The following is a 25,006-nucleotide window of genomic DNA, read 5'->3' as shown; positions in this document are numbered from 1 at the left end:
CCCCGTGCACGCCTACCCGCGTCCGGGGGGACATCGCCCTGGCGCGCCTGCCTGCCGATGCCCACCTTCCTCCGGTAGCCGAGGGGGGGAAGCCGTGCACCAACTCAACGCCAGACACTGGGGGCTGGTCGCCATCATCGCGGTCGCGCCCGTCATCCTCGCCTTCGTGCTGGGAGCCTCGGCGCCCCAGTTGCTGGAGCCGGTGCTCGGCACGCCGGTGGGTGGGCTGAGCTGGGGGCTGGCCACGGTGCTGGGGCTCGTGGGCGGCGCCCTCTTCGCGCGCATCCTCGCGGCCCTGCAGCGCCCGCGCATCCAGGCGTCACCAATGCTGCGCGTGCTGGGCACGGTGGGCGGAGCCAGCGTGGTGGTGACCCTGTGCATCGTGCCGGCGGTGGCGCTGATGCTCCTGGGTCCGGGCTGGGTCCTCCATCAGCACCTGAAGGTGCCGGCGGCCCCGACGGTGCGCTCACTCGAGGCGACCGCCGTGGACCTGCTGGGCCAGGTGCGCCGGGCGGATCCCCACCGGCTGCCCCTGTCCCTGCTGTCGCCGGGCCCCCGCTAGAGGAGCCCGGCGCGGCGGAAAAACTCAGGCCGCCTTGATCTTCGCCGGCGGCGCGGACAGCGCGTACCAGGCGGTGCGGAACGCCTTCAGCTCGCGCAGCCCCGCGGGGTGGCGGCCCAGCGCGGGCGCCATCGTCACGGGCAGGCCAATCTTCTTCTCCATGGCCTTGGCCGCGTTCAGCTCCAGCTTGCGGCGGTTCTCGCACTTCTCGCAGGTGGACTTGGGGCCCACGCGGTTGACGAGCACCCGCTCCACCTGGAGCTTCTTCTCCTTGAGGTACTCCACCAGCCGCTCCGTGCGGGACGACGCCAGGTCCTCGCCGCGCGTGACGACCACGAAGCGCGACTCGCTGGGGGACGCCAGCGCGTCCTCGAAGCGCTTCACGTGCTTGAGCATCGCCGCCAGGTCATCCGCCAGCTCGCCCAGGCCCTTGGCCCGGTGCTTGTTGAGGATGCCGTGCAGCGCGCCCAGCCACGTCTTCGCCGTGTCCGCCAGCTCCACCACGCGCACGTTCGTCACCTGCGGCGACGAGTCCACCACGATGCGCTTGAAGCGCTCCTGCACCAGCGCGTCCGTCAGCACGGACATGGCCGCCAGCTCGTCGATGCCCGGAGGCGCGCACTCCAGCAGGTTGCGCAGGTAGAGCAGGTCCGCCGGCACGTCGTTGCCCGCCTTGGGCGCGCCCTCGAAGGCCTTCTCCGCCTTCTCCTTCAGCCGCTTGCGCAGGGCGTTGAACCAACCCGCCATGTCCAGCTCGCGCGCGTACAGGCCCTTGGTGCCCTTCACCTGGGTTTCGGTGTCGGTGAGCCGGCTCTGCAGCACGTCCGACAGCGAGTGCGCGGGGTCCGTGGAGATGAGGAGCACCGGCCCCTCCTTCTCCGTCAGCGTCACCGCCGCGGCGGCCGCGCAGGAGGACTTGCCCACCCCGCCCTGCCCCACGAAGAAGATGAGCCGCGTGGGCGGCAGCGGAGGCGCCGCGATGGGCGGCATGGACGGGGCGCGCACCAGCGCCGGAGGCCCTTCGGCCGCGCTGAACTCCAGCGCCTTGGTTTCCTTGCCCGCCGCCCACTCCTTGGCGAACTCCTTCAGCCCGTCCAGCCCCCGGGGCGCCACTTCGCGGCGGCCCAGCAGGTTCACGGGCACGGTCTTGTCCAGCGCCTGGTACTTGCGCACGTGCGGCGCCTGCAGGCCGCGGCGGCCCTGGCACGCCTGACAGCCCTCGTGGTCCTCCACCTGGTTGACCACCACCTCCGTCACCGGCAGCCCGCGCTCGCGCAGCTGGGTGAAGTACATGCGCGTCTGCGCTTCGGGCACCGGCTCCGCCAGCGCCACCAGGTGGAACGCCGTGCGCGCCGGATCCTTCAGCAGCGCGAGCAGCTTCTCCGCCTTCTGGCCCACCTGATCCAGGAAGCCGCCAGAGCCCTCCGCCGCCGCGGCGGCAGCGGCCGCCTTCTTGCCCTTGCCGCTGGGGGCCGGGGCGGCGCGGTCCTGGCCGGCCTTCACGAAGCCCAGGAACTTGCGCAGCTGCGCCGGCATGTCGAACAGGCGCAGCGTGTGGCTGGTGGGCGCCGTGTCCACCACGATGCGGTCGTAGTCGCCGGACTCCAGCAGCTCCACCACGTGGAAGAGGGCCACCAGCTCCTCCAGCCCGGGCACCGCCTGCTGGTAGAGCTTGCCCAGCTCCTCGTCCGACAGGTGCGTGCCCTTCACCGCCGCCTTCGCCAGCGCCGGCAGGTACTCCGCCAGGAACGGCTTGAGCAGCGCGGGCGGGTTCAGCTCCGCGCCGAAGAGGCCGCCCTCGCCCTTGCCCGCCTGGAGCCTGGTGGGCTTCGCCGGCAGCTTCTTCTTCACGAGGTCCGACAGGGACTGGACCGGATCCAACGAGACGACCAGCACCCGGTGCTTGGGCGCTTCTTCGGAGAGCCTCACCGCGTACGCTGCCGCAAGCGTGGTCTTGCCGACCCCGCCCTTGCCGCCGAAGAAGTGAAGAACTCGCGCGTCGCTCATTGCGTTGTGGCCTTCCTTGTGCCCCCCCGGCGGCACCCCAGATGACTCACGTCGGACGACCGCACCATGGGGGGCGGACGTGGCCCGAAATGAAACGTCCCGGCCGGGCCCTCACCAACGGGTGGGAGAGGCTCGGAGGATCCCCCGTCCAGGGGGGAAAAGTCAAGAATTGACAGGGGTTTTCGAGACCTCCCCCGCCCCTTTAAACCGGCTTGGGGCGGCCCCGTGCGCGCTCTCCAGGAGCCCTGCCAAGGGCCCGGAATCCGGGCCTTCTTGCCTACCCGTCAGGTCAGCGGCGAGCGGCCGCGGGGCGCCGGGCCGGGGGACGGCGTGCGGATCAGCGGGTCAGGAAGCTGCTGGCGCTCATGGGGCCGTCGTTGCCCTGTCCCCCCAGGGGGCTGCCACCACCCGGGGTGCCCTGGGCCCGGTTCTCCGCCGCGTAGCGGTTGAGCTTGTTGTAGAGCGTCTTCTCGCTCACCCCCAGCACCTCCGCCGTGCGGGCCTTGTTGTTCCCGTTCCGCTGGAGGCTGCCCAGGATGTACTCGCGCTCCACGGCGTCCAGGCTCAGGCCGAACGGCAGCTTGAACGTGTGGCGCTCCGGGCTCTTGCCGGCCATGTCGGGCGGCAGGTGCTCGCGGGTGATCAGCTCCCCGTCGCAGAGGATGACGGCGCGCTCCACGGCGTTGCGCAGCTCGCGGATGTTGCCCGGCCAGTCGTAGTTCTTGAGCACCTCCATCGCTTCCGGGTGCACGCCGGACACGCGCTTGGCCGAGTCCCCGCGGAACTTGTCCACGAAGTGCTGGACCAGGATGGGCACGTCGTCCCGGCGCTCGCGCAGGGGCGGCAGGTGCAGCTGGAACACGTTGAGGCGGAAGTAGAGGTCCTCGCGGAAGCGCTGGTTCTTGATCTCCTGCTTCAGGTCGCGGTTCGTGGCGGACAGCACGCGCACGTCCACTTCGATCTCCACCTTGCCACCCAGCCGGCGCAGGCGGCCCTCCTCCAGCACGCGCAGCAGCTTGGCCTGCAGGTCGATGGGGATTTCACCCAGCTCGTCCAGGAAGAGCGTGCCGCCGTGGGCCATCTCGAACACGCCCGGGCGGCGCTGATCCGCGCCGGTGAAGGCGCCGCGCTCGTGGCCGAAGAGCTCGGACTCAATCAGCGTCGCGGGGATGGACGCGCAGTTGATGGCGATGAAGGGCTTGTCGCGGCGCAGGGACAGGTTGTGCACCGTGCGGGCCACCACTTCCTTGCCCGTGCCGGACTCGCCGCTGATGGAGACGCTGGCCTTGGAGGGGGCCACCTTCTCGATCATCTCGATGACCTTGCGCATCCCGGTGGAGCCGGCGATGAGGTCCGTGGAGCCCAGCTGCTTGAGGCGGCGCCGGAGCGTCTGCACCTCGCGCATCGTCTCCTTCTTCTCCAGCGCGCGGTCGATGCAGACCTTGAGCCGCGCGGTGTCCAGCGGCTTCACGATGAAGTCGTAGGCGCCCTCGCGGATGGACTCCACCGCGGTGTCGATGGTGCCGCGGCCGGTGAGGAACACCACCGGGCAGTCCGGCAGCTCGTCGCGCAGGTTGCGCAAGAGCCACAGGCCATCCGTCTCCGGCATGGCGAGGTCCGACAGGACGACGTCGGGCCGGAACTCACCGGCCTTGCGGAGGGCGTCATGCCCGTCGAACGCGGTCTCGACCTTGTGACCCCAGGCGGACAGCATCTCCGCCAGGGCCTCGCAGGTCTCACGTTCGTCATCCACGGCCAGGATTCGTGCGCTGCCCAAGGTGAAAACCTCCACTGCGATGAAGCGTGATGAAACCGGATGGAAGACCGACCGCGCCCGAAGGGGGGAACCTCAGGCGCGCGGGAACACGAGGCGGCACGTCCCCGCCTCCACGACGAATTCGATGCCCAGCTGGGCCGAGCGGAGCGTCAGCGCGGCCACGGTGTCCGTCGCCCGCTCGGGCGCCGAGGAGCCGTCCGACACCTCCAGCACCGCGCTCGGCCCTTCCGCGCGGACCGACACGACGACGGTGGCGCCGGACTCCGCGCGCTGGAAGGCGCGCATCAGCACCTGCACCAGGAAGAACCCCAGCTCGGTGGTGTCCTCCAGGCGGGCCTGCACGTCCGGCTCGATGAGGCGCTGGACCTGGAGGCGGCGCCGGCGGCTCTCATGGCCCAGCACGTCCAGGGCCTTGCCGGTGGCGTCCGACAGCGGCGCGTCCCCGGAGGGGCCCGCCCCGCGAAACACGATGAAGTCCGAGAAGAGCTTGAGCAGGCCGTCCACGCGGGCGATCTGCTCGCGCATCGCCTTGAGGTTCTTCTCCTGCGTGGCCGGCACCTGGCCGGACTCGCCCTTGAGCTTCTCGGAGAGAACCTCGAGGTGGATGGCCAGCGCGTTGAGCGGGTTGCGCACGTCGTGGAGCAGGCTGTCCATCAAGGGCGGAACCGCGTCGTAGCGGGCCGCGCCCACCACCGGGTCCGACACTTCCTGGACAGAAGGCACACTGCTGGCCATGAGAGATGAGTTAACCACCTGGAACTCCTAGGAATTTCCGTCGCCCCACCCCCGCCGCCGCCCTACCGAGGCCAGGATTTAGGGAGCACCCCTGGGATCGTCAACCCTGGGTCGGTAATTCTTGCCGGAGTTCTAAAATTCCCGTGTCGGAACAGCCACTTAGGAGCGCTCACAAGTGTCATTCAACGAACGGGAACCCCATCCCGGGCGATCAGCGTGTCCAGGGGTTGTCCACCCCCGGACAGCGCGTCCGCCCTCAGGTCCCGGTTGCCGGTGACGGCGGCTGCGCGGCGGCGCCCAGGCCCACGAGCTGGAGGCCCAGCCGGGCCGCGTACTCGAAGATGCGCGGGTCCCGGTAGAACTCGCCAAAGACGATGCGGGTGCAGCCGCTGTTGGCGATCAGCTTGAAGCAAGGCCAGCAGGGGCTGGCGGTCGTGTAGATGGTCGCCCCGTCGATTCCGACGCCGTTCTTCGCGGCCTGGATGATGGCGTTGGCCTCCGCGTGGACGGTGGCCACGCAGTGGCCGTTCTCCATCATGTGGCCCACCTCATCGCAGTGGGGCAGGCCGCGGATGGCGCCGTTGTAGCCGGTGGACAGGATGGTCTTGTCCCGCACCAGCACCGCGCCCACGTGCTTGCGGTCGCAGGTGGCGCGCGTGGCCACCTGCAGGGCGATGTCCATGAAGTACTGATCCCAATTGCCCCGAGCGGACATGCGCGTGAACCCTCCAGCGAAAGAACCCGCAGCTCTAACGCTGGATCCTGCCCGCACCAATTTCTCGGTCCGGGGCTGTTGGCTCAGCGACTCGCCGTCTTCTGGGGCCCCGCACCCTCCGCGTCCGAGGAGCGCTCCAGGAGCCGGCCGAAGCCCTTCGCCTGGAGGAAGCCGCGCACCTTGGCGCTGGGCGCGGCGAACGTCTCGCCGGGCATGGGCACGTCGAAGCTGAAGTTCTGGGAGGCGACCTCGAAGTCCACCTTCGCGGTGCGGTAGCCCTCCACGATGGCCAGCAGCCGCCCCGTCTCCAGGCTGAAGATGCCGCCGCCGGAGGCCCCGTAGCCGATGGGCGCGTCCGTCTTCAGCATGCGCGGGTGCTTCGTCTCCTTGTCCCACTCCACCTGGGACACCATGCCGCCGGAGATGGACAGCGCGCGGCCGTACGGGGACGCCGCCACCACCACGTCCTCGCCGGGCTCCGGCTCGTCGTCCGCGGCCAGCTCCGCCACGGGCCACGTCACGCCCGTCACGCGCAAGAGCGCCAGGTCCAGGTCCGGCACCTGGCCCGTGGCCACCACCTCCGCCAGGTGCTCGTGCGTCTCCGCGCGCCGGTCCAACATGACCTTGAGCACGGGGTCCTTCAGGTCGCCCTGCTCCACCGCGTGCGCGTTGGTGAGCACGTAGCTGACGGGCCCGGCCTCACCGGCCTCCGCGCCAATGACGACGCCCGACGCCGAGCGGCGCACCTTGCCGTCCTCCGTCGTCACCAGCCGCACGTTGAGCGGGAGGATGCGCCGCACCATCGCCTTGCGCGTGGGCTGCGGCGCGGGCTCGGGCCGGGACAGCGCCCGCTCCACCCGGAGCGGAGCCTGCGTGTGCGTCGCGACCGGCGCGTCGGCGGTGGACTGCGACGGGGCACTGGCGCACGACACGAGGGCCCACAGGAGGGGGGTGCCCAACAGCAACCGGTTCATCAACTCTCCAGGCGCAAGGATGAGGAGGGACGAAAGACGACGACACACGCGCAAACCCGGTGTGAGGTCCCATCATCCCGAGCCTCGGCCCGGATTGGGAAGCAGACGAGCAGGCATCGGCTTCCAGGATGCCTGCCCTCCTCCACCCGTCAGGTGTAGCGCTGACGCATCAGGAACAGGATGGCGTCCTTCGCGCAGAACTCGCAGTAGCCGTAGCGCTCCGCCATCGTCTTGAGCGTGTCCTGCACCTGGGACTGCTCGCGCGCGGAGAGCTGGTTGCGGTCCTCGGAGAGGTACTTGAGGACGTTCTCCTTGTTCTTGCGCAGCACGCGCTTGCGCTCCTCGAAGTAGTGGTCGCGCAGGCGCTTGAACATGTCCGGGAAGATGCGCGGGTAGTCCATGGCGCCGTCCGGGTTGTCCAGCCGGTGCGCGCCAATGCTGGCAATCAGCCCGCGGCGGAAGTCCGGAGGGGCCTCGCCCAGCGGCATCACGATGGCCTCCACCTCCGCCATGCGCGCCTCGTCCGGCTTCTCCATCTCACCGGTCACGCGGTTGCGCATCTTCTCCCCGCGCACCCAGTGGCTGACGCTCTGGATGTAGCGCTCCACCAGCTCGCGGTACTGGCCTTCGGACACCAGGCCCATGGAGTCGCGCACCTCTGAGTCCACGCGGTCCAGGTACTCGCCCTCCACCACGCGCACGAAGGTCTCGTGGTCGTGGTAGCCGTCCATCACCTCCTGGAGGAGGAACTCGTAGACGCTCTTGTCCTTGCAGAGCGCGTGCAGCTCCTCCAGCACCGCCAGCCCGTGGAGGCACTTGTAGTCGGGGTTCTGCGCGGCGTTGAAGAGGGCCGTCTTGATTTCCCGCGCGCTCGCGCCGGAGCGCCCCTCGTAGTTGGGGTACGCGTCGGACTCCTCGTACATCTCCTCGCGCAGCTTGAGCAGCTCCTTGGTGTTCGCGGAGGACAGCCGCGCGGGCACTCCCGCCTCCTGGTACAGGTGCAGCTTCTCCACCGGGGCCACCTGATCCACCAGCGGCTTCACGTTGGCCGGGTAGCGGTCCGGGATGGGCTTCTTCAGGCGCGTGAGCACCGCCCACATCGCGGCCACCTCCGTGGCGTGCGGCGCCACGTGCTTGCCCACGGACGTCGCGGTGATCTGCGCGTCGTAGATCTCCTGCTCGACCTTGTAGCGGCGCAGGTACGGCACGCGCACCAGCTCGATGCGGCCCTTGAACGACGCGAAGTCCGGCAGCTCCTTGAAGGCGTTCAGGTGCTTCTCGTTGGAGGACGCGATGAGCACCTCGTCCAGCTGGAGCACGAAGGGCTCCAGGGGCACCTCGCCCGTCTCGCTGAAGCCCAGCAGGTACTTGAAGGCCTCCAGCGGGCGCTTGAGCAGGTCCGCGTACTCGATGAGGCCGCGGTTGGCGTGCACCAGCGGGCCGTGCGGCTCGAAGAGCACCGTGCTGTGCAGCGCGGCGGGCAGGTTGAGCTGGGTGCGGTCCGCGCTGATTTGCTGCGCGGCGGCGTCCACGCTCATCTGCGGCTCCACCGTCACCGTGCCCACCTGGTAGCGGCGCGACACGTAGAAGCGCTCCACCTGCACGTGGCGCAGGACCTTGAGGTAGTCCCCGCCGTAGGCGTTGAGCAATGCCGTGTAGATGCGGCGGCACTTGGCGCACAGCTCGCCTTCGCGCACGTAGTCGGACAGCAGGAAGTCCCCCGCCGCCCCGTCGCCGTTGCCCAGGCCCTTCTTCTTGAGCGCGCCCTCCAGCAGGCCCTTGCGCTCCGCCGGAGGCACCGCGAACAGCGGATGGTCCCGCAGCTCACAGGGCATGCGCAGGTCCAGGGACTCCGCGTCCAGGTGGGCGTACGTGGTGAGGTCGTCTTCGGCGGACTTCGCGCCCGCGCGCTCGCCGAAGCCGATGGAGCCCTTGATCAGCTTCTCGGACGGGAACACCCACGCGATGCGGTAGAGGGCCCCTTGAGCCTGGCGGGAGTAGTCCTCCATGCCCTGCTTCAGCGCGTTGACCAGGCTGGACTTCGCGCTGCCGTTGGGGCCGTGCAGCATGATGAGCTTGTTGATGCGGCCCGCGCGCACGAAGTTGCCCAGGATGCGGTAGAGGGCGTTCTGCACCTCCTCCTGCCCGGCGACGCGGCCGTCATGCTCGGCGGACGGGACGTCGAAGACCTTGAAGCGCCGGATGGTGCCGGTGGGGTGCGGCACCATCTCCGTGCCGTAGTGGTCCATCACGTCCCGCAGGTACTGCGCCGCGTTTCGCGACTGCCCCTTCGGGTCCGTGAAGAAGAGCGACAGGTACTCCTCGAAGGACAGGATGGACCGGTTCTTGACGAAGTCGGCGCTGACCTGTGCGCCCACCTCCTGCAGATAGCCCTTCGCTTCCACGGCGGCTCCCCTCTGTGGATGGGTGGTCTCTCGGATGTAGCCACGGCGCTTCGCCGTCGCATGTGAACCCCCGGGGCTGACCTTCGTTCCCGGCCCTTGGGATGTAAAGCGACCCGCCCTGCCCTCGCGGGCGGTGTGTTCGGGGGCGCGCGCTTGGATGCCGCCCGTGTCCCACCCGGCCAGGCGGGCGGCCCAGGGGTGGCGGGTTCAGGGGCGCTGGAAGTTTGAGGGCGTCCGTCGGATGACGGATGGTTCGCGATTCGCGCACCCGGGACGGGTGAGATACGGTCCCGGCAAGCCACACCCCATCCAGCCGTAGCGCCTCACCCGGAGCCCACACGCGATGCACAAGGAGCCCATCATCGGCATCGACCTCGGCACGACGAACTCGTGCGCGGCGATCGTCGAGGACAGCGGGAACGTCAAGCTCATCCCCTACAAGGGCGGCGAGTACACCATCCCCTCCATCTTCGCCATCGACGACAAGGGCAACGAGCTCATCGGCTTCGAGGCGAAGCGCCAGTGGCAGCTCAACCCGCGCAACACCGTCTACGGCTCCAAGCGCCTGGTCGGGGTCAACTTCAGCAGTGACGTCGTCGGCACGATGAAGAAGGCCGTCGCGTACAACATGCGCGCGGGCAGCAAGAACGACGTCACCCTGGACGTCGGCAAGAAGGAGTTCTCCCTCCAGGAGATCAGCGCGAAGATCCTGGGGAAGATCCGGGATGTCGCCTCCAACTACCTGAAGACGCCCATCAAGCGCGCGGTGGTGACGGTGCCCGCGTACTTCAACGACCGGCAGCGCCAGTCGGTGAAGGACGCCGGCAAGCTGATCGACCTGGAGGTGGTGCGCATCATCAACGAGCCCACCGCGGCGGCGCTCGCCTACGGCGTGGGCAAGACGTTGAAGGAGAAGGTCGTCATCTACGACCTGGGCGGCGGCACCTTCGACGTCTCCATCATCGAGATCCGCGACCGCGTCTTCGAGGTGAAGGCCACCGGCGGCGACGTGTTCCTGGGCGGCATCGACTTCGACAACGCCATCATCCACCACGTCCTCAAGGACTTCGCGGCCAAGACGGGCATCGACCTGGCCACGGACCCGGTGGCCATGCAGCGCATCAAGGACCTGGCCGAGCGCACGAAGATCGACCTGTCCGCGCGCGAGGAGGTCCCCTTCAACATCCCCTTCATCACGATGACGGCGCAGGGCCAGCCGCTGAACATCGAGATGAAGTTCACGCGCAAGATGCTGGAGCAGCTGACGAACCAGCTGGTGGACCGCACCCTGCAGATGGTGGCGCGCGTGCTGGTGGACTCGGGCCTGTCCACCAAGGACATCGACGAGGTGATGCTGGTGGGCGGCCAGACGCGCATGCCCGTCGTGCAGGACCGGCTCACCAAGTTCTTCGGCAAGCCGCCCAGCAAGGGCGTGCACCCGGACGAGGCCGTGGCCATTGGCGCGGCGCTCTACGCGCACTCGCTCGAGGACAACACCAACCTGCGCATCCAGCTCTTGGACGTGATTCCCATGGCCATTGGCCTGGAGCGCGGCGACGGCGGCTTCCACGTCGTCTTCCCGCGCAACGCGTCCATCCCCAACGCCAAGCAGCTGCTGGCCACGACGAGCATCGACAACCAGACCGAGCTCGCCATGCGCATCTACCAGGGCGACCACGACACGGTGGCGCGCAACGACCTGCTGGGCGAGTTCACCTTCTCCGGGATCATGCCCGCCAAGGCCGGCACGGTGAACGTGGAGATCATCTTCGACGTGAGCGTGGAGGGCATCCTCACCATGCGCGCGAAGGACCCCGCCACCGGCCGCGAGATGAAGACCACGGTGCGCGTCACGCAGAGCTGAAGAGGCGCTGGAAACACCACGGCGCCCCTGCCTGCTGAGAGGCGAGGGGCGCCGGGTGGGCACAACGACCGCCGAGGGAAACCTCAGGCGGTCTTCTTTTCCTTCTCCATGACGATCTGCGGGGGCTCGTGCTTGGTGATCACCTGTTCGGTGATCTTGCACTCCTTGACGCCCTCGCGGAACGGCACGTCGTACATGATCTCCAGCATGGCGTCCTCCATGATGGCGCGCAGGCCGCGCGCTCCGGAGTGACGGCGCATCGCCTCGCGAGCGATGGCGCGCAGCGCTTCCTTGGTGAAGGTGAGCTTCACCTTCTCGATCTCGAACATCTTCTGGTACTGCTTCACCAGGGCGTTCTTCGGGATCGTGAGGATGGTGACGAGGTCATCCTCCTTCAGGTCGTTGAGCGTCGCGATCATCGGCAGACGGCCGATGAACTCCGGGATCATCCCGAACTTCATCAGGTCTTCCGGCTCCGTCATCGCCAGCAGCTCACCCACGCTGCGCTCTTCCTTGTGGGTGATCTTCGCGCCGAAGCCCAGGCCCTTCTCACCCACGCGGCGTTTGATCACGCCGTCGATGCCGTGGAAGGCACCGCCGCAGATGAAGAGGATGTTCGTCGTGTCGACCTGGACGTACTCCTGCTGGTTGTACTTCTTGCCGCCGCGCGGGGTGACGTTGGCGCGGGTGCCTTCGATGATCTTCAGCAGGGCCTGCTGCACGCCCTCGCCGCCCACGTCGCGGGTGGCGCTGGGCATGTCGCCCTTGCGCGCGATCTTGTCGATCTCGTCGATGTAGACGATGCCGCGCGCGGCCTTCTCCACGTCGTAGTCGGCGTTGTGGAGGAGGTTCTGGATGATGTTCTCGACGTCCTCACCCACGTAGCCGGCCTCGGTGAGGCTGGTGGCGTCCGCGATGGTGAAGGGGACATTGAGGAAGCGCGCCAGGGACTGCGCGAGCAGCGTCTTGCCAGAGCCCGTGGGGCCGATGAGCAGGATGTTGCTCTTCTGCAGCTCCACGTCCTCGCCGCCAGGGGCCTTCACCCCGGGGCGCGGCCGGGCGGCCGGCTTCTTCTGATAGATGCGCTTGTAGTGGTTGTACACCGCGACCGAGAGGACCTTCTTCGCCTGGTCCTGACCGATGACGTAGTCGTCGAGGAACGCCTTGATCTCCAGCGGCGTGGGCAGGCTGACCTGCGGCTTGCCTTCCTCGCGTTCGTTCTCGTCCGCGATGATGTCGTTACACAGCTTGATGCACTCGTCGCAGATGTAGACCGTGGGTCCGGCGATGAGCTTCCGGACCTCGCGCTGCGACTTGCCGCAGAACGAGCAGGACAGGTTGACGTGGTGCTCCTTCTTCACTGCCGCCTCCGAGTTCGCCGGTCCCGGTTCGGGACCTTCTCCGCCGACCACCGCACTCCAACACCCGCGAAGCCGCCCACGTCTTTACGACGGCTCCAGGCCCACATGCTACAGGCCCTGAACCCACTATAGGGCCCTCCCCGTCGGGCAGGAAGCCCGGTGGAAGCGCCCTTTCCTGGGAGCGTTCAGCCCAGGTCAACGGGTCGACCTTGGATAACAGCGACTCAGGCGTCCGTCACGCTCGACGCGAGTTCTTCGACATCGTCCGCCAGGGAGGCCGCCCGCTCGGCGACAGCGTTGGGGACTCGACGGCTCCCCGCCAGCTCGGAGGCGAGCTTTCGCGCCAGCTGCGCCAGTTTCCGCACCTGGAGGCTCTCCGGGGGCGGCTCGGGCGGGGGCCGGGGGAAGCGCTCGGCGAACTCCTTCTTGAGCTCCGTGGGGGACTTCTCCGGGCTCCAGATGCTGTCGCGCAGCGACTTGTATTCCGTGGGGGACAGCTGGCCCCGCTCCTCGGCGTCGGCCAGGACTTCCACGACCTCGAAGGCGGGGGCCTTCTCCGGGAACTCGTGCTGCTGGAGCTCCTCCGGGGCCTCGTGCTTGGCCAGGAAGCTGAACGAGCGCGTGAGCTTGAGCGCCGTCTGCTTCTTGATGTGCAGCTCCTTGAGGCAGTAGGCCTCGAAGGAGGCGTGGCCCCACTCCTCGTACTTCGCTTCATCCCGGACCTGGACGAGCAGCTTGCCCAGCTCCGCCCAGGTGGACTTGAAGCGCTTGGCGGCGAGCAGGACGGTGTGGCGGAACGTCCCCGGGGGGACGCTCATGGCCTTCTTGGCGATTTCGACTTCGGCGACAGAGGCGGACATGCCTGTTGTATCGGGCACGTCCGCGGGGTGGGCAAGAAAGTCGCCCTACCCTCGCTTGCCGATGTTGAACGAAAGCCCCACGGTCGCGCGCTCGCCGTCGTAGGCCTTGAACGGCCACTTCTTCAGCTCCGAGAACAGGCACTCGTAGAGCGGGCCCTGCTTGAACTGGGGGTTGTCCACCCAGAGCTTGTTCACGCGCCCGTCGTTCCCGATGACGAACTCCATGGGGATCTTCGCGGCCAGGCCGGGCGTGCGCTCGGCCTCTTCCTTGAAGCAGCGGAAGAGCTTGGACTGGTTGCCCGCGACGACGCGGTTGATGGCGCCCTGGTCGAACTGCTGGGCCATCTCCAGGCCGTCCGGATCCGTGGAGACGCTGCCCGTGCGGGGCGGCGGCCGGCTGCCCGCGACGGCGGCGGTGGCCACCGCGCCACTTCCGCCTGTCTTGGCGCCACCACTGCCCTGCCCCGCGGGGCGCTCCGGGCGGCGCGGATCATTGGACGGATAGGCGAAGAGGTCCTCGTCGTCCACGCGCGCCTGGGCCAGGCGGATGGTGGGCGGGTCCATGGTGATGCCGTCGCCCTCCTCCGTCGCGCCGAACAGGCCGTACACGGCGGCGTTGCGCGCCAGGTACCAGCCGGTGACGCCCAACAGGAGCGCCACGCCCGCGGCGACGCCGGCCAGCACCTTCACCCGCTTCTGGTTGCGGGCCTGCTCGACGAGCATCGTCTGGGCGACGCGGCCCTGCGCCTCGAAGCGCGCGATGTGCACCTGGAAGGCGGCGGTGTCCCGGAGGTTGCGGAACTCCCGCTCACCGGCCGGGGCCACCGGGCTGTCGGGGGTCAGCTCCCCCGTGTAGAGCTTCTCCACCACCTGGGACGCGGTGATGGGCCCCAGCACCAGGTCGCCCTGTCGGAAAAGCCACTGCCCATCACTGTCCATCGCGAGTTCTTGAGCGGCCAGCATTCGCGCGGGAGTATCGTGTTTCTCCCGTCGACACCGCAACGCCGTGCCCAGGTCCTCCCCCAGACGAATTCCCGCCGTACTGTGGACTTGGTATCGCGGTGGAAACTTCCGCGGCTTCCAGCGCCAGGTGGAAGGTCCCACGGTCCAGGACGCGCTCGAAGACGCCCTGGAGCAGGCAGGCTCACCGGCCACGGTGATGCCGTCCGGGCGCACCGACCGGGGCGTACACGCGCGGATGCAGGTCATCAGCCTGCGCCTCAATGAGGACGTGCCCCTGGAGTCGCTGCCCGCTCGGCTGGGGCCGCACCTGTCCCCGGACGTGGGGCTGTGCATCGCGAAGCGGCCGCCGGGCGCGTTCCACGCCCAGTGGAGCGCGAGCGGCAAGGAGTACCGCTACCACCTGACGCTGGGCACTCCGCCCCCGGAAGCCTGGAGGCCGTACGCGCTGGACGTAGCGGCGGACGAAACCCTCCAGGCGGGCCACCGGGTGACGCCCCAGAAGCTGGAGGCGCTGCTCGCCCGCGCCGTGGGCACGCGGGACTTCACCGCGTTCCACGAGCGCTCCAGTCCCCAGAAGCCGCGCACGCTTCAGTCCGCCACCCTGCGGGAGCTGGGCGGAGGGCTCTTCGAGGCGCGGCTGACGGGAGACGGCTTCGCGCGCTACCAGGTGCGGTACCTGGTGGGCAGCGCGCTGAAGGTGGCCGCGGGGCTCCTGTCCGAGGAGCAGTGGCACGCGGCGCTGGATTCGGGAGCGGCCCTGGCCGGCTTCAAGGCCCCGGCGCATGGGCTGGTGTTGTGGGAGGTCCGCTATCCTTCCGCGGTGGACCCTTTCGGGCCCGGCGAGCGCCTCCACCCGCCCGGTCTGCCCGACGCGCCACCCTTCACGGGAGCGCCGCCGGGCTGACGTGTGGCGCTTTCAGTCCACGAAGCGCGCTTCGTACTTCGCCAGCAGATCCGAGATGGCCTCCCGGAGGTACTCGCTCTGACGGATGCGCGTGGTGCGCGACAGCTCCTTCAGGGCGTCCAGCTTCTCGCGGTTGAGACGAAACACGACCGAGGTGAGGCGGGGATTCATGTCCAAGTGCGTGGCCTCCGACAGATGCACACACCCTCTCACAATGTCGGACAACCTCAAGAAAACAACCTACGAGGCCGAACCCACCGGGATGATCCACTGCAACCCGGTGAAGAGCTCGGTGTCCGCGCGCAGTCCGGAGCCGAACCCGAACGTGAAGCCGAGCCCGCCGTACAGCGCGAAATGATCCGAGAGGGTGTGTCTGGCGCCGAACCCTATGCGAGGCCCCAGCCACGGCCCAGAAATCGGACGCACGGAAACGCCGAGATCAAAGAAGGTCCGCCAGGACTCGGATCCAAACATGCTGCGGTAGCCGGTGATCAGCGCCAGCTCCTCCCCCGGGCGGCCGGTGCTGCCGCGCGCGAGGAGGAACACCTCGTCCCCCTCGTAACCCACGGTGATCGCGGCCCCCAGGTCCAGCTGCCCGGCGAGCCCGGACACGGCGGCGTCCCCGCTGATCCGTTCGGAGTACGTGGCGCCGGGCCCCACGGTGAGGATCAGCGAGCGCCGGCGCGCGTAGGGGCTGTCGTCCAGGTACTCCACGGCGGCGGCGGGGGTGGCCAGCGCCAGGGTCCCGGCGATCAGGAGACCCTTCACCCCACCACCGGGAGCTTGAAGCCCTCGGACGTCCCCTGCCCTGCCCCGGCCGCGGGGGCGATGCCGGCGGCCTCGTTGAGGCGGCCGGAGCGGAAGGGCTCCAGATCCAGGGCCACGAACTTGAAGCCCAGGGACTTGAAGGCGCCGTTGATCCGCTCGCGGATGCCAGCCTCGAAGAAGCGGGGGTACTCCTCGCTGGCCAGCTCGATGCGCGCCACGTCCTGGTGGTAGCGGACGCGGAACTGCTTGAAGTCCAGCGCGCGCAGCTCCGACTCCGCGGCGGCGATCTGCAGGAGCCGGTCGCGCGTCACGGACGTGCCGTAGGGGATGCGCGACGCCAGGCACGCCATCTGCGGCTTGTCCCAGGTGGGCAGCCCCAGCTTGCGGCTCCACGCACGGATCTCATCCTTGGTGAGCCCCGCTTGCGCCAGGGGGGAGCTCACCTGGTGCTCCTTCGCGGCCTTGTGACCGGGGCGGTGATCCTTGAAGTCGTCCGCGTTGAAGCCGTCCAGCACGACGGCGAGGCCCAGCTCCGCGCGCTTCGCCTCGCAGAGGTCGTACAGCTCCGTCTTGCAGAAGTAGCAGCGGTTGGTGGGGTTGGCGGCGTAGCTGGGGTTCGCCAACTCGTTGCTGGAGACGACGACGTGCCGGGCGCCCAGGCGGTCCGCCAGCTCGCGGGCCTCGCGCTCCTCCTCCGGGGCGACGGAGGCGGACAGCGCGGTGAGCGCCAGGGCGCGCTCGCCCAGCACCTCCGCCGCGATCGCGAGGACGAAGGTGGAGTCGACGCCGCCGGAGAACGCCACCAGCGCGCTGCCGTGGGCTCGCAGGGCGTCGCGCATCGCCTCCAGCTTGGGGCGGGACGCTTCACAGAGGGCTTCAATCCGCTCGGGGCTCAGCATGGGGGACTCCTAAAACGGAAGGGCCCCGGATTGCACGCGCATCGCGCGGGCAACCTGGAGCCCTTCGACAGTCAGGGGACGACGGTGGGCCTTAGCGGGCCTTGCTCTTGGCGGCCTTCTTCTTCGCGGCCGGGGCCGGCTTGCCCACGCGGGCAGCGCGGGTGGCCGGACGCGCCTTGGCGCCCTTGGAGCCCTTGTCCGCCTTGGGGGCCTTGGCGGCCTTCACGGCGGCGACCCGGGCCGGCGGGTCCTCTTCGTCGCGGCGCGCCTTCTTCGGCGGCAGCGGGTTGGCCTTCATCTTCTTGCCGGTGATGGTCTTCAGCTCGTCCGTGGACATCAGGCCCAGGTCCAGCAGCGCCTGGAAGATCTTCATCCCGCCGTCCTCCACCGACTCCGTGTCGGAGTAGATGGTCACCTCAGGGGAGGTGGGCGGCTCGTACGGCTCCGTGATGCCGATGAAGTTGGGGATCTCCCCGTTGAGCGCCTTCTTGTACTTGCCGGTGGTGTCGCGCTCGATGAGCTTCTCCGTGGGGCAGTCGACGTAGACCTCCACGTACTTGCCCACCGAGCGGCGCACTTCCTCGCGGCTCGACTTGTAGGGGCTCACGCAGGGGACGAGCACCGCGACGCCGTTGCGGGCCATGAGGCCGGCGACGAAGCCCAGGCGGCGCACGACCATGTTGCGCTCGTCCTTGGTGTCGCCGATGCCAGCCCACAGGTCGTTCTGGAGTTCGCCCTCGTCGAGGACCTCCACGTTACGTCCGACCTGACGGAGCCGGGCCGCGATGTAGGCGGCCGTCGTGGTCTTCCCGGTTCCGGACATGCCGGTGAGCCAGAGGGTGAATCCAGTGTTGGTGGCCATAAGGGTTCTTACTCCCTGCGTCCGGAGCGCTTCTTGCACGCGGCGTGGGACGCGGCAGATCCAATAGACCGCCGCTTTATAGACGAAAACCCAGTGACTTGACAATTCGGACCCACCTTTCCCCAGGTGGGGTCGCTCGCCGGGCAAGTTCCCGCCCTTACACGGGTTTTTCAAACCTGAAATCCGCCAATGCAAGCGGAACAGTCTGAAAATCCCCTGCACGCCAAACTGACCGCGAGGCAGAGGCGGCACGGCCTCCGCGTATGGCAACCACCACGTACGACACCTGAGGCAGTAGTGGGATTCCCGAGGGAGCGGCCTGGCGGCGGTCTTCCGTGGAGAACACCGCGGGCGCGTCCACGTGCGAGTGGAAGACGCAGGCCACCTCCTCCTGTCGCGCGTCCGCGTCCAGGCACACCTGGAGCCACTGCTCTGGCGCGAAGGCATAGGCGACGTGCGGCGTGGGAGAGGCGTTGGGCAGGGGGACGACCCGCCAGGAGTCGCCCTGCCCCACCCCGCTCCGGAGGATCACGCCGCAGCCTTCCTGGGGCCACGCGGCCTCCAGGTGGCGGATCATCCGTGCGAGGACCTCCGGTGGGATCAGGGTTTCGCTTCCGCCGCGGCGCAGCGTGAGCACCGGCGGAGCTCCAGGTCCGTCATCACGCCCGGGGCGCCCAGCCACCGGCCGCCCAGCGACGGGCCCAGGCCCAGCCGCAGCCGCTGGAAGACGAGCGCGCCCAGGGCCCCCAGGGCCACGCCCAGGGCCCCGTCCGGCGGCGTGCCCAGGTGGCGCACCGTCTCACCGAAGCACCAGACGCACCCGTCCGCGCCCCGGAACACCACCGCGCCGCGCGCGCCGTCACCGCCCAGCGCGACCCAGGGGGCCTCTCCGCTCCAGGCCGCCGGCAGCTCCGCGAGCAGCCCGCCGCCGGGCGTGCCCACCGCGTCCGGGTTCACCTCCGGCACCACGCGCGCCAGCACCTCCGCCACGGGCTGGCCCACGTCGTGCGCGGACGCGAGGAACCCCGGCGACCAGGGCCCCATCGTCAGCGAGCCCACGCCCGTCACCGGGGTGCCGCCGCCCGCCAGGTACGCGGTGGCCGTGAGGCCGGACGCGCCCAGCCCGTCCACGCGCGCGCCGCCCGAAAGCAACGCCTCCTGCCCGCGCCCGCCCACGTCCCGCAGGAGGATCTGCCGGGAGTAGCGGAGAATCTGATCCTCGCGCAGCGCCATGACGCCCTCTCTTCAGCCTCCCGCCATGGCGGGGATGAGGGTGATCCGGTCCGCGTCCTTCACGGGCGTCTCCAGGGCCTTGAGGGCGCGCACGTCCTCGTCGTTGAGGAAGACGTTCACGTACCGGCGCACGGCGCCCTTGTCGTCGAAGAGGCGCGCGCCCATGCCGGGATAGCGCGCGTCCAGGTCGCGCAGCACCTCGCCCACGGTGGCGCCGGTGGCCTGGACCTCGGACTGGTTGCCCGTCAGCGTCCTCATGGGCGTCGGAATGCGAATCGTGGCCATGTGCTCATGTCCCCCGCTTGCGGATGATCAACCGGTGCGTGCCGTCCCCGCGTGCGTCCAGGGACACGACGTCGTGGCCCTCGTCCTTCGCGCTGCGGGGCACGTTCTTCAGGGGCTCGTCGCCCTTGAGCAGCACCTCCAGCAGCGTGTCCGGGGGCAGCGACTCCAGCTTCAGCTTGGTGCGCACGTAGGTCATCGGACACACCTCGCGGGTGATGTCCAACGTCGCCGTCACGTCGGGCATGCGGTGTCCTCCTGGGACGAAGGGAACGGGGGCAGCGTCTGGATGTTGCACCCCGGGCAGCCGGGCGCGCGCGTCACCTTCACGGTGCGCCCCTCCAGCGTCTCGCCGTCGAGCACGTGCAGCGTGGCCTGTCCCCGGGGGCCCGTGGACGCGCCCGCCAGGAGCTCCAGCGCGAGCAGCGCCTGCACCGCGCCGATGAGCCCCGCCATCGCGCCCAGCACGCCCGCCTGCGCGCAGGTGGGCACCGCGTCCGGGGGCGGCACGTCCTCATAGAGGCAGCGCAAGCACGGGCCGCCGGGGTCGATTCGCAGGGCCTGGCCGTGCATGCGCAGCACGCCGCCGTAGACGAGCGGCACGCCGGTGAGCACCGCCACGTCCGACAGGAAGAACTTGGTCGCGACGCCGTCGGTGGCGTCCACCACCAGGTCGTGCTCGCGGAAGAGCGCTTCGGCGTTGTTGGCATCCAGCCGCTCCGGCAGGGCCTCCACGCTCAGGCCGGGGAAGGCGCGCAGCAGGCCGGCGGCGGCGGACTCCGCCTTGAAGCGGCCCACGTCCCGGGTGCGGTGCCAGAGCTGCCGGGGCAGGTTGGTCACGTCCACCCGGTCCGGATCCACCAACGTCAGGTGGCCCACACCGCCCTGCGCCAGCGCGAGCGACGCCGGGCAGCCCAGGCCGCCCGCTCCCACCACCAGCACCCGCGCGCGCTCGATGCGGGTGGCGTGGGGAATGCGTGCGTGATGGTCGGTATCCGGGGAACCGTGCATGGGGCTGGTGCTCCGCGAGGTACGAACGAATATGGTGCGGCGAGTCCACGTCCCGGCTTCAAAGCCCCAGGACGCTCCCGAAGCCTTCCCTACCCGCCGCCTTCACCAGCGGCCCTCACCTGCCAGGACATATGAAAAACCTGACCGGCGCGCTCGTGTTTTCCACCCTGCTGTCCCTGGCTGTCGGCTGCCACAAGAACACCGGCGAGAGCCCCGACGCGGCCACGCAGACCGGCACCGTCAAGGAGGAGCTCCAGTCGGGCCGCGAGGCCGCTCCCCCGGAGGCCACCGCCGAGGCCGGCACGAAGGACGCGAGCGCCGTGAGCTACGACTCGGGCGCCAGCGACCGCCTGGCCCTGGAGGCCTGCGTGGACGGCTGGCTCAAGTCCCACAACCTGGACAAGTACGGCAGCCAGAAGGGCACCATGTACGCGGGCGGCACGCCCCTGTTCGACGAGCGCACCGGCGAGTCGAAGGACCGCCTGGACTTCGTCCTCGAGCGCCACCCCGAGGCCAAGAAGGCGTGCGTGGACGAAGGCGCCTCCAAGTAGCCCGCTCCCCCCTTCCGCACCCGCCAGGATGCTCTCCTGGCGGCTTGCCGGGAATTCCGCTCCCCGGGAAGGTCCCGTAAGCTGCCGCTCGAATGGACAGCGACCCCCGACCCGGCGATGACCACCCGGCCCATGACCTGAAGGCCCGCGTCCGCGCCGTGCTGGAGCGCCGCAACCTCACGGACAACGTGTCCGCGGAGCAGGCGGCGGCCTCCTGGGAGCAGGACCGCTTCGTCGCCCGGGCCCGCGCGCTGTTCTACGCGCGGATGATGTTCCTCACGTTGGGCCTGCTCATCCTCGCGGTCCCCGCGTGGAGCGGCTACTTCGGCTTCAACGGGCCCATCTCCTTCCTGGGCTACTTCGCGATGCTCCTCTACAGCGTCGCGAACCTGCTCGTCATCGACCACCCGAAGGCGGGCCGGTGGGTCACGTACCTGTCGCTGTGCTGCGACCTGCTGATCACCGTGGTGCTCATCGCCCGGCCGCAGGTGGGCGGCGGCCTTCAGAGCCCGCTCTTGGCGACGCAGCTGCTGTTCACCACGCTCTTCGCCATCCTCTTCCCCAAGCCGCTGGCCATCCTGCCGCCGCTGCTGGCGCTGCCCATCACCACGCGGTTGGACCTCTTGCTCAACCGCTCCGTGACGGCGGTGGAGCTGCTCACGCTGCTCTGGTACCTGGGGCTCAACTTCATCATCGTCTACGTGCTCGTGTACCTGAACGAGCGCGAGGCCACCGCGCACCGCGAGGTGGTGTCCCTGCAGGGCGACCTGAAGGAGCTGGCCGTGGTGGAGGAGCGCAACCGGCTGGCGCGTGAGATCCATGACGGCCTGGGCGCGTCCCTGTCCTCGATGATCATCCAGGCGGAGTACATCCTGAACCTCGCGCGCGAGGACGGGCTGCGCACGGAGATCCGCGAGATGAAGGCCACCGCAGAGGAGTCCATCGAGGAGCTGCGCCGCAACCTGCGGATGATGCGCGACGACTTCGAGCTGGCGCAGGGCCTGGAGGACTACGTCAAGACGTTCCGCGACCGCACTGGGCAGGCCATCCGCTTCGAGCGCACGGGCCTGACGCGCAAGCTGCCCCCGGACGCGCAGCTGGCGCTGTTCCGCATCCTCCAGGAGTGTCTGGCCAACGCCGCGAAGCACGCCGAGGCGAAGGAGGTCCAGGTGCGCCTGGACTTCAGCGCGGAGGGCGTGCACCTGGTGGTCCGCGACAACGGCAAGGGCTTCGACCCGGGCCGCACGCCGCGCGGACACTACGGCCTGCTCAACATGCGTGAGCGGGCCATGAAGCTCGGGGGTTCCATCGTGGTGGACTCGGCGCCCGGCGCCGGGGCCCAGGTGGCCTTCTCCCTTCCCTGTCTTTCCGCCTGACACGCACCGGAGATCCGCCCCGTGGACCCGACCCCGAATGCCGCCGCCCTCCCCATCCGCGTGTTCGTCGTGGAGGACCAGACCAAGATCCTGAAGAACCAGCTGCGCCTCTTCGAAGGCCACCCGGACATCGACATCGTGGGCACCGCGCTGTCGGGCGAGGCCGCGCTGGTGGAGGTGGAGCGCGATCAGCCGGACGTGCTGCTCCTGGACCTGGGCCTGCCGCGCATGAGCGGCATCGACGTCACCCGCGAGGTGAAGGCGCGCTTCCCGAAGGTGGAGATCCTGATCTTCACCATCTTCGACGAGGAGGACAAAGTCCTCGAAGCCGTGAAGGCGGGCGCGTCCGGCTACCTGCTCAAGGGCGCCACGGTGGACAAGATCGTGGAGGCCATCAAGGAGGTGCGCGCGGGCGGCACGGTCATCCAGCCGAACCTCGCGCGCCGCTTGCTGCGCCACTTCCGAGTGGAGCCGGACACCGCGCCCGTGCCCACTGAGCCGCTGCCCGTGGCGCCGTCCGCCGTGGAGTCCGCCGCTCCCGCCGAGGACTCTTCCGCGCATGAACCGCTGCTCAAGCCGTTGTCGGACCGCGAGCGGGAGATCCTCCAGCTCATCGCCAAGGGCGTGTCCAACAGCGAGGCAGCCCGGCTGCTGTCGCTCTCCAAGGCGACCATCCGCACGCACCTGGAGCACATCTACCGGAAGCTCGAGGTGACGAACCGCGTGGAGGCCGTCACCGAGGGCATCCGCAAGGGGCTCATCTCCGTCTAGTAGCGGGCCCTGATGGGCCGGCCCGGTTCTTTTCACGGACGACGCGGTGCGTGGCCTCTACAGTGGGGAGTCTTCGTTCCCCACTGACAGGAGCCCCACCATGGACGTCCGCGCCGCCGTCGCCTTCGAGGCCGGCAAGCCCCTGAGCATCGAAACCGTGCACCTGGAGGGCCCCAAGGCGGGCGAGGTGCTGATCGAGCTGAAGGCCACCGGCCTGTGCCACACCGACGAGTTCACCCGCTCCGGCGCGGACCCGGAGGGTCTGTTCCCCGCCATCTTCGGCCACGAGGGCGCGGGCATCGTCGTGGACGTGGGCCCCGGCGTCACCAGCGTGAAGAAGGGCGACCACGTCATCCCGCTCTACACGCCGGAGTGCCGTGGCTGTAAGTCGTGCCTGTCCCAGAAGACGAACCTGTGCACGGCCATCCGCGCCACGCAGGGCAAGGGCCTGATGCCGGACGGCACCAGCCGCTTCCGCCTGGGCAAGCAGGCCATCCACCACTACATGGGCTGCTCCACGTTCGCGAACTTCACGGTGCTGCCGGAGATCGCCGTGGCGAAGATCCGCGAGGACGCCCCCTTCGACAAGGTCTGCTACATCGGCTGCGGCGTCACCACCGGCGTGGGCGCCGTCGTCTACACCGCGAAGGTGGAGGCCGGCGCGAAGGTCGTCGTCTTCGGCCTGGGCGGCATCGGCCTGAACGTCGTGCAGGCCGCGCGCATGGTGGGCGCGGACATGATCGTCGGCGTGGACCTGAACCCCGCTCGCAAGGAGATCGCGGAGAAGTTCGGGATGACGCACTTCGTGAACCCGAAGGAAGTGGAGGGCGACCTCGTCCCCTACCTCGTGAACCTCACCGGCGGCGGCGCGGACTACAGCTTCGAGTGCATCGGCAACGTGAAGACGATGCGCCAGGCCCTGGAGTGCTGCCACCGCGGCTGGGGCGAGAGCATCATCATCGGCGTGGCGGGCGCGGGGCAGGAGATCAGCACCCGGCCGTTCCAGCTCGTCACCGGCCGCGTGTGGAAGGGCAGCGCGTTCGGCGGCGCCCGGGGCCGCACGGACGTGCCGAAGATCGTCGACTGGTACATGGACGGGAAGATCCAGGTCGACCCGCTGATCACCCACACGCTGAAGCTGGAGGAGATCAACCACGGCTTCGACCTGATGCACGAGGGCAAGTCCATCCGCAGCGTGGTGAAGTACGGATGAGCGCCGTGACGCCCACGCTCGTCAGCGAGCACGCGTGCTTCGGAGGGACGCAGTCCTTCTGGAAGCACCCGTCCGAGGCCTGCGGCGGTGAGATGCGCTTCAGCGTCTTCACCCCGCCCCAGGCGAAGCACGGCAAGGTGCCCGTGCTGTACTACCTGGCGGGCCTCACCTGCACGGAGGAGACGTTCGTCACCAAGGGCGGCGCGCAGCGCGTGGCGGCGGAGCTGGGGCTGATGCTCGTGGCGCCGGACACCAGCCCTCGCGGCGCCGGCATCCCGGGCGAGGACGCGGACTGGGACTTCGGCACCGGCGCGGGCTTCTACCTGGACGCCACCCAGGAGCCGTGGAAGGCGCGCTACCGCATGGGCACGTACATCACCCAGGAGCTGCCCGGCATCATCGGCGCGCACTTCCCCGCGCGCATGGACCGTGAGGGCATCTTCGGGCACTCGATGGGCGGGCACGGCGCGCTGGTGACGGCGCTGCGCGACCCGGGCCGGTACCAGTCCGTGTCCGCGTTCGCGCCCATTGGCGCGCCCATCCGCAGCCCCTGGGGCAAGAAGGCCTTTGGCGGCTACCTGGGGCCGGATGAGGCGACGTGGCGCGAGTACGACGCCACGGAGCTCTTGAAGGCCGGCCGGCGCGTGCCGGCGCTGCTCGTGGACCAGGGGACGAAGGACAAGTTCCTGCCGGACCAGCTGCACCCGCACCTCCTCAAGGAAGCCTGCGAGGCGGCGGGCCAGCCCCTCACCCTGCGCATGCAGGAGGGGTACGACCACGGCTACTACTTCGTCTCCACGTTCATGGAAGACCACCTGCGCCACCATGGAACCGCGCTGAACGCGGGCTGAGGCGCGGCCCGGGCACTCATGCCCCGCAATCCCCCTTCCCTCTCCGGCCCGGACGTGGGAGG

26 protein-coding genes are annotated in these 25,006 nt (G+C 69.3%); 8 read left to right on the top strand and 18 right to left on the bottom strand.

Going from position 1 to position 25,006, the window contains the following annotated elements; genetic code table 11:
* Positions 1 to 94 precede the first annotated feature (94 nt).
* Entirely contained in the window at positions 95 to 562 is a 468-nt protein-coding gene (locus tag D7W82_RS08570) for a hypothetical protein (protein ID WP_120617867.1), read from the top strand.
* A gap of 24 nt (positions 563 to 586) precedes the next feature.
* On the opposite strand, the gene D7W82_RS08565 is transcribed toward D7W82_RS08570, so the two are convergent.
* From D7W82_RS08565 to D7W82_RS08540, 6 genes are all read right to left on the bottom strand, one after another.
* Positions 587 to 2,569: an ArsA family ATPase gene (locus tag D7W82_RS08565; RefSeq protein WP_120617866.1), complete on the bottom strand. Its 1,983-nt coding sequence runs from the start codon at positions 2,567 to 2,569 to the stop codon at positions 587 to 589.
* A 337-nt stretch (positions 2,570 to 2,906) separates the two neighbouring features.
* Positions 2,907 to 4,346 carry an enhancer binding protein Nla6 gene (gene nla6, locus D7W82_RS08560; RefSeq protein ID WP_120617865.1) on the bottom strand — a complete coding sequence of 480 codons (1,440 nt, stop codon included), beginning with the start codon at positions 4,344 to 4,346 and terminating at the stop codon, positions 2,907 to 2,909.
* 72 nt (positions 4,347 to 4,418) lie between these two features.
* The gene (locus D7W82_RS08555; protein WP_199727710.1) at positions 4,419 to 5,081 is read right to left on the bottom strand and encodes a histidine kinase dimerization/phospho-acceptor domain-containing protein; all 663 of its coding nucleotides are present in this window, start codon (positions 5,079 to 5,081) and stop codon (positions 4,419 to 4,421) included.
* A gap of 256 nt (positions 5,082 to 5,337) precedes the next feature.
* Positions 5,338 to 5,796 (bottom strand): cytidine/deoxycytidylate deaminase family protein, encoded by a 459-nt coding sequence (locus D7W82_RS08550; RefSeq protein WP_120617863.1) that lies wholly within the window; start codon positions 5,794 to 5,796, stop codon positions 5,338 to 5,340.
* A gap of 83 nt (positions 5,797 to 5,879) precedes the next feature.
* The gene (locus tag D7W82_RS08545) at positions 5,880 to 6,770 is read right to left on the bottom strand and encodes a serine protease (protein ID WP_120617862.1); all 891 of its coding nucleotides are present in this window, start codon (positions 6,768 to 6,770) and stop codon (positions 5,880 to 5,882) included.
* A gap of 149 nt (positions 6,771 to 6,919) precedes the next feature.
* Positions 6,920 to 9,175, bottom strand: a complete 2,256-nt coding sequence (locus D7W82_RS08540) for a PrkA family serine protein kinase (protein WP_120617861.1) — start codon at positions 9,173 to 9,175, stop codon at positions 6,920 to 6,922.
* 343 nt (positions 9,176 to 9,518) lie between these two features.
* On the opposite strand from D7W82_RS08540, the gene D7W82_RS08535 reads away from it, so the two are divergent.
* Positions 9,519 to 11,039 (top strand): Hsp70 family protein, encoded by a 1,521-nt coding sequence (locus D7W82_RS08535; RefSeq protein ID WP_120617860.1) that lies wholly within the window; start codon positions 9,519 to 9,521, stop codon positions 11,037 to 11,039.
* A gap of 83 nt (positions 11,040 to 11,122) precedes the next feature.
* Here the strand turns inward: D7W82_RS08535 and clpX are convergent, their stop codons facing one another.
* From clpX to D7W82_RS08520, 3 genes are all read right to left on the bottom strand, one after another.
* Positions 11,123 to 12,400, bottom strand: a complete 1,278-nt coding sequence (gene clpX / locus D7W82_RS08530; RefSeq protein ID WP_014396705.1) for an ATP-dependent Clp protease ATP-binding subunit ClpX — start codon at positions 12,398 to 12,400, stop codon at positions 11,123 to 11,125.
* Between the two features lie 224 nt (positions 12,401 to 12,624).
* Positions 12,625 to 13,278, bottom strand: coding sequence for a hypothetical protein (locus tag D7W82_RS08525; RefSeq protein ID WP_169826248.1), 654 nt, complete (start codon positions 13,276 to 13,278; stop codon positions 12,625 to 12,627).
* Positions 13,279 to 13,305: 27 nt separating this feature from the next.
* Entirely contained in the window at positions 13,306 to 14,223 is a 918-nt protein-coding gene (locus D7W82_RS08520; protein WP_120617859.1) for an AgmX/PglI C-terminal domain-containing protein, read from the bottom strand.
* A gap of 43 nt (positions 14,224 to 14,266) precedes the next feature.
* Here D7W82_RS08520 and D7W82_RS08515 point away from each other — a divergent pair, with 43 nt between their 5' ends.
* Positions 14,267 to 15,127: a tRNA pseudouridine(38-40) synthase TruA gene (locus tag D7W82_RS08515; RefSeq protein WP_120617858.1), complete on the top strand. Its 861-nt coding sequence runs from the start codon at positions 14,267 to 14,269 to the stop codon at positions 15,125 to 15,127.
* Between the two features lie 12 nt (positions 15,128 to 15,139).
* On the opposite strand, the gene D7W82_RS08510 is transcribed toward D7W82_RS08515, so the two are convergent.
* The 9 genes from D7W82_RS08510 to D7W82_RS08470 form a co-directional block, all read right to left on the bottom strand.
* Positions 15,140 to 15,304: a ribbon-helix-helix domain-containing protein gene (locus D7W82_RS08510; protein WP_014396701.1), complete on the bottom strand. Its 165-nt coding sequence runs from the start codon at positions 15,302 to 15,304 to the stop codon at positions 15,140 to 15,142.
* 63 nt (positions 15,305 to 15,367) lie between these two features.
* Entirely contained in the window at positions 15,368 to 15,895 is a 528-nt protein-coding gene (locus D7W82_RS08505; RefSeq protein WP_120617857.1) for a hypothetical protein, read from the bottom strand.
* Entirely contained in the window at positions 15,892 to 16,794 is a 903-nt protein-coding gene (larE, locus tag D7W82_RS08500) for an ATP-dependent sacrificial sulfur transferase LarE (RefSeq protein ID WP_120617856.1), read from the bottom strand. Before larE ends, D7W82_RS08505 begins: the two co-directional genes overlap by 4 nt.
* Positions 16,795 to 16,885: 91 nt before the next feature.
* Positions 16,886 to 17,656 carry an adenylyl-sulfate kinase gene (cysC, locus tag D7W82_RS08495; RefSeq protein WP_120617855.1) on the bottom strand — a complete coding sequence of 257 codons (771 nt, stop codon included), beginning with the start codon at positions 17,654 to 17,656 and terminating at the stop codon, positions 16,886 to 16,888.
* Between the two features lie 157 nt (positions 17,657 to 17,813).
* Complete coding sequence (locus tag D7W82_RS08490; protein ID WP_120617854.1) at positions 17,814 to 18,293, bottom strand: Mov34/MPN/PAD-1 family protein; 480 nt, start codon at positions 18,291 to 18,293, stop codon at positions 17,814 to 17,816.
* Positions 18,257 to 18,889, bottom strand: a complete 633-nt coding sequence (locus tag D7W82_RS08485; protein WP_120617853.1) for a ThiF family adenylyltransferase — start codon at positions 18,887 to 18,889, stop codon at positions 18,257 to 18,259. The genes D7W82_RS08490 and D7W82_RS08485 overlap by 37 nt, the downstream gene beginning before the upstream one ends.
* A 12-nt stretch (positions 18,890 to 18,901) precedes the next feature.
* Positions 18,902 to 19,174 (bottom strand): ubiquitin-like small modifier protein 1, encoded by a 273-nt coding sequence (locus D7W82_RS08480; RefSeq protein WP_120617852.1) that lies wholly within the window; start codon positions 19,172 to 19,174, stop codon positions 18,902 to 18,904.
* 4 nt (positions 19,175 to 19,178) lie between these two features.
* The gene (locus D7W82_RS08475; RefSeq protein ID WP_120617851.1) at positions 19,179 to 19,418 is read right to left on the bottom strand and encodes a sulfurtransferase TusA family protein; all 240 of its coding nucleotides are present in this window, start codon (positions 19,416 to 19,418) and stop codon (positions 19,179 to 19,181) included.
* Positions 19,406 to 20,182: a HesA/MoeB/ThiF family protein gene (locus tag D7W82_RS08470; protein ID WP_120617850.1), complete on the bottom strand. Its 777-nt coding sequence runs from the start codon at positions 20,180 to 20,182 to the stop codon at positions 19,406 to 19,408. Before D7W82_RS08470 ends, D7W82_RS08475 begins: the two co-directional genes overlap by 13 nt.
* A 131-nt stretch (positions 20,183 to 20,313) precedes the next feature.
* Between D7W82_RS08470 and D7W82_RS08465 the strand changes: the two genes are divergently transcribed.
* The 5 genes from D7W82_RS08465 to fghA all read left to right on the top strand — a co-directional run bounded on the left by D7W82_RS08465 (position 20,314) and on the right by fghA (position 24,944).
* Positions 20,314 to 20,733 (top strand): hypothetical protein, encoded by a 420-nt coding sequence (locus tag D7W82_RS08465; protein WP_120617849.1) that lies wholly within the window; start codon positions 20,314 to 20,316, stop codon positions 20,731 to 20,733.
* 92 nt (positions 20,734 to 20,825) lie between these two features.
* Positions 20,826 to 22,109 (top strand): sensor histidine kinase, encoded by a 1,284-nt coding sequence (locus D7W82_RS08460; protein WP_120617848.1) that lies wholly within the window; start codon positions 20,826 to 20,828, stop codon positions 22,107 to 22,109.
* Between the two features lie 21 nt (positions 22,110 to 22,130).
* On the top strand, positions 22,131 to 22,880 hold the full coding sequence (locus tag D7W82_RS08455) for a response regulator transcription factor (protein ID WP_120617847.1): 750 nt from the start codon (positions 22,131 to 22,133) through the stop codon (positions 22,878 to 22,880).
* 100 nt (positions 22,881 to 22,980) lie between these two features.
* Complete coding sequence (locus D7W82_RS08450) at positions 22,981 to 24,093, top strand: S-(hydroxymethyl)glutathione dehydrogenase/class III alcohol dehydrogenase (RefSeq protein ID WP_014396689.1); 1,113 nt, start codon at positions 22,981 to 22,983, stop codon at positions 24,091 to 24,093.
* The gene (fghA, locus tag D7W82_RS08445; RefSeq protein ID WP_120617846.1) at positions 24,090 to 24,944 is read left to right on the top strand and encodes an S-formylglutathione hydrolase; all 855 of its coding nucleotides are present in this window, start codon (positions 24,090 to 24,092) and stop codon (positions 24,942 to 24,944) included. Before D7W82_RS08450 ends, fghA begins: the two co-directional genes overlap by 4 nt.
* The last annotated feature ends 62 nt before the right edge of the window (positions 24,945 to 25,006 follow it).

The organism is Corallococcus sp. CA049B (genome assembly GCF_003611685.1).
Lineage (GTDB): Bacteria > Myxococcota > Myxococcia > Myxococcales > Myxococcaceae > Corallococcus > Corallococcus coralloides.
The sequence above is the reverse complement of the archived record's forward strand: the minus strand, read 5'-3'. Positions and strand labels throughout refer to the sequence as shown.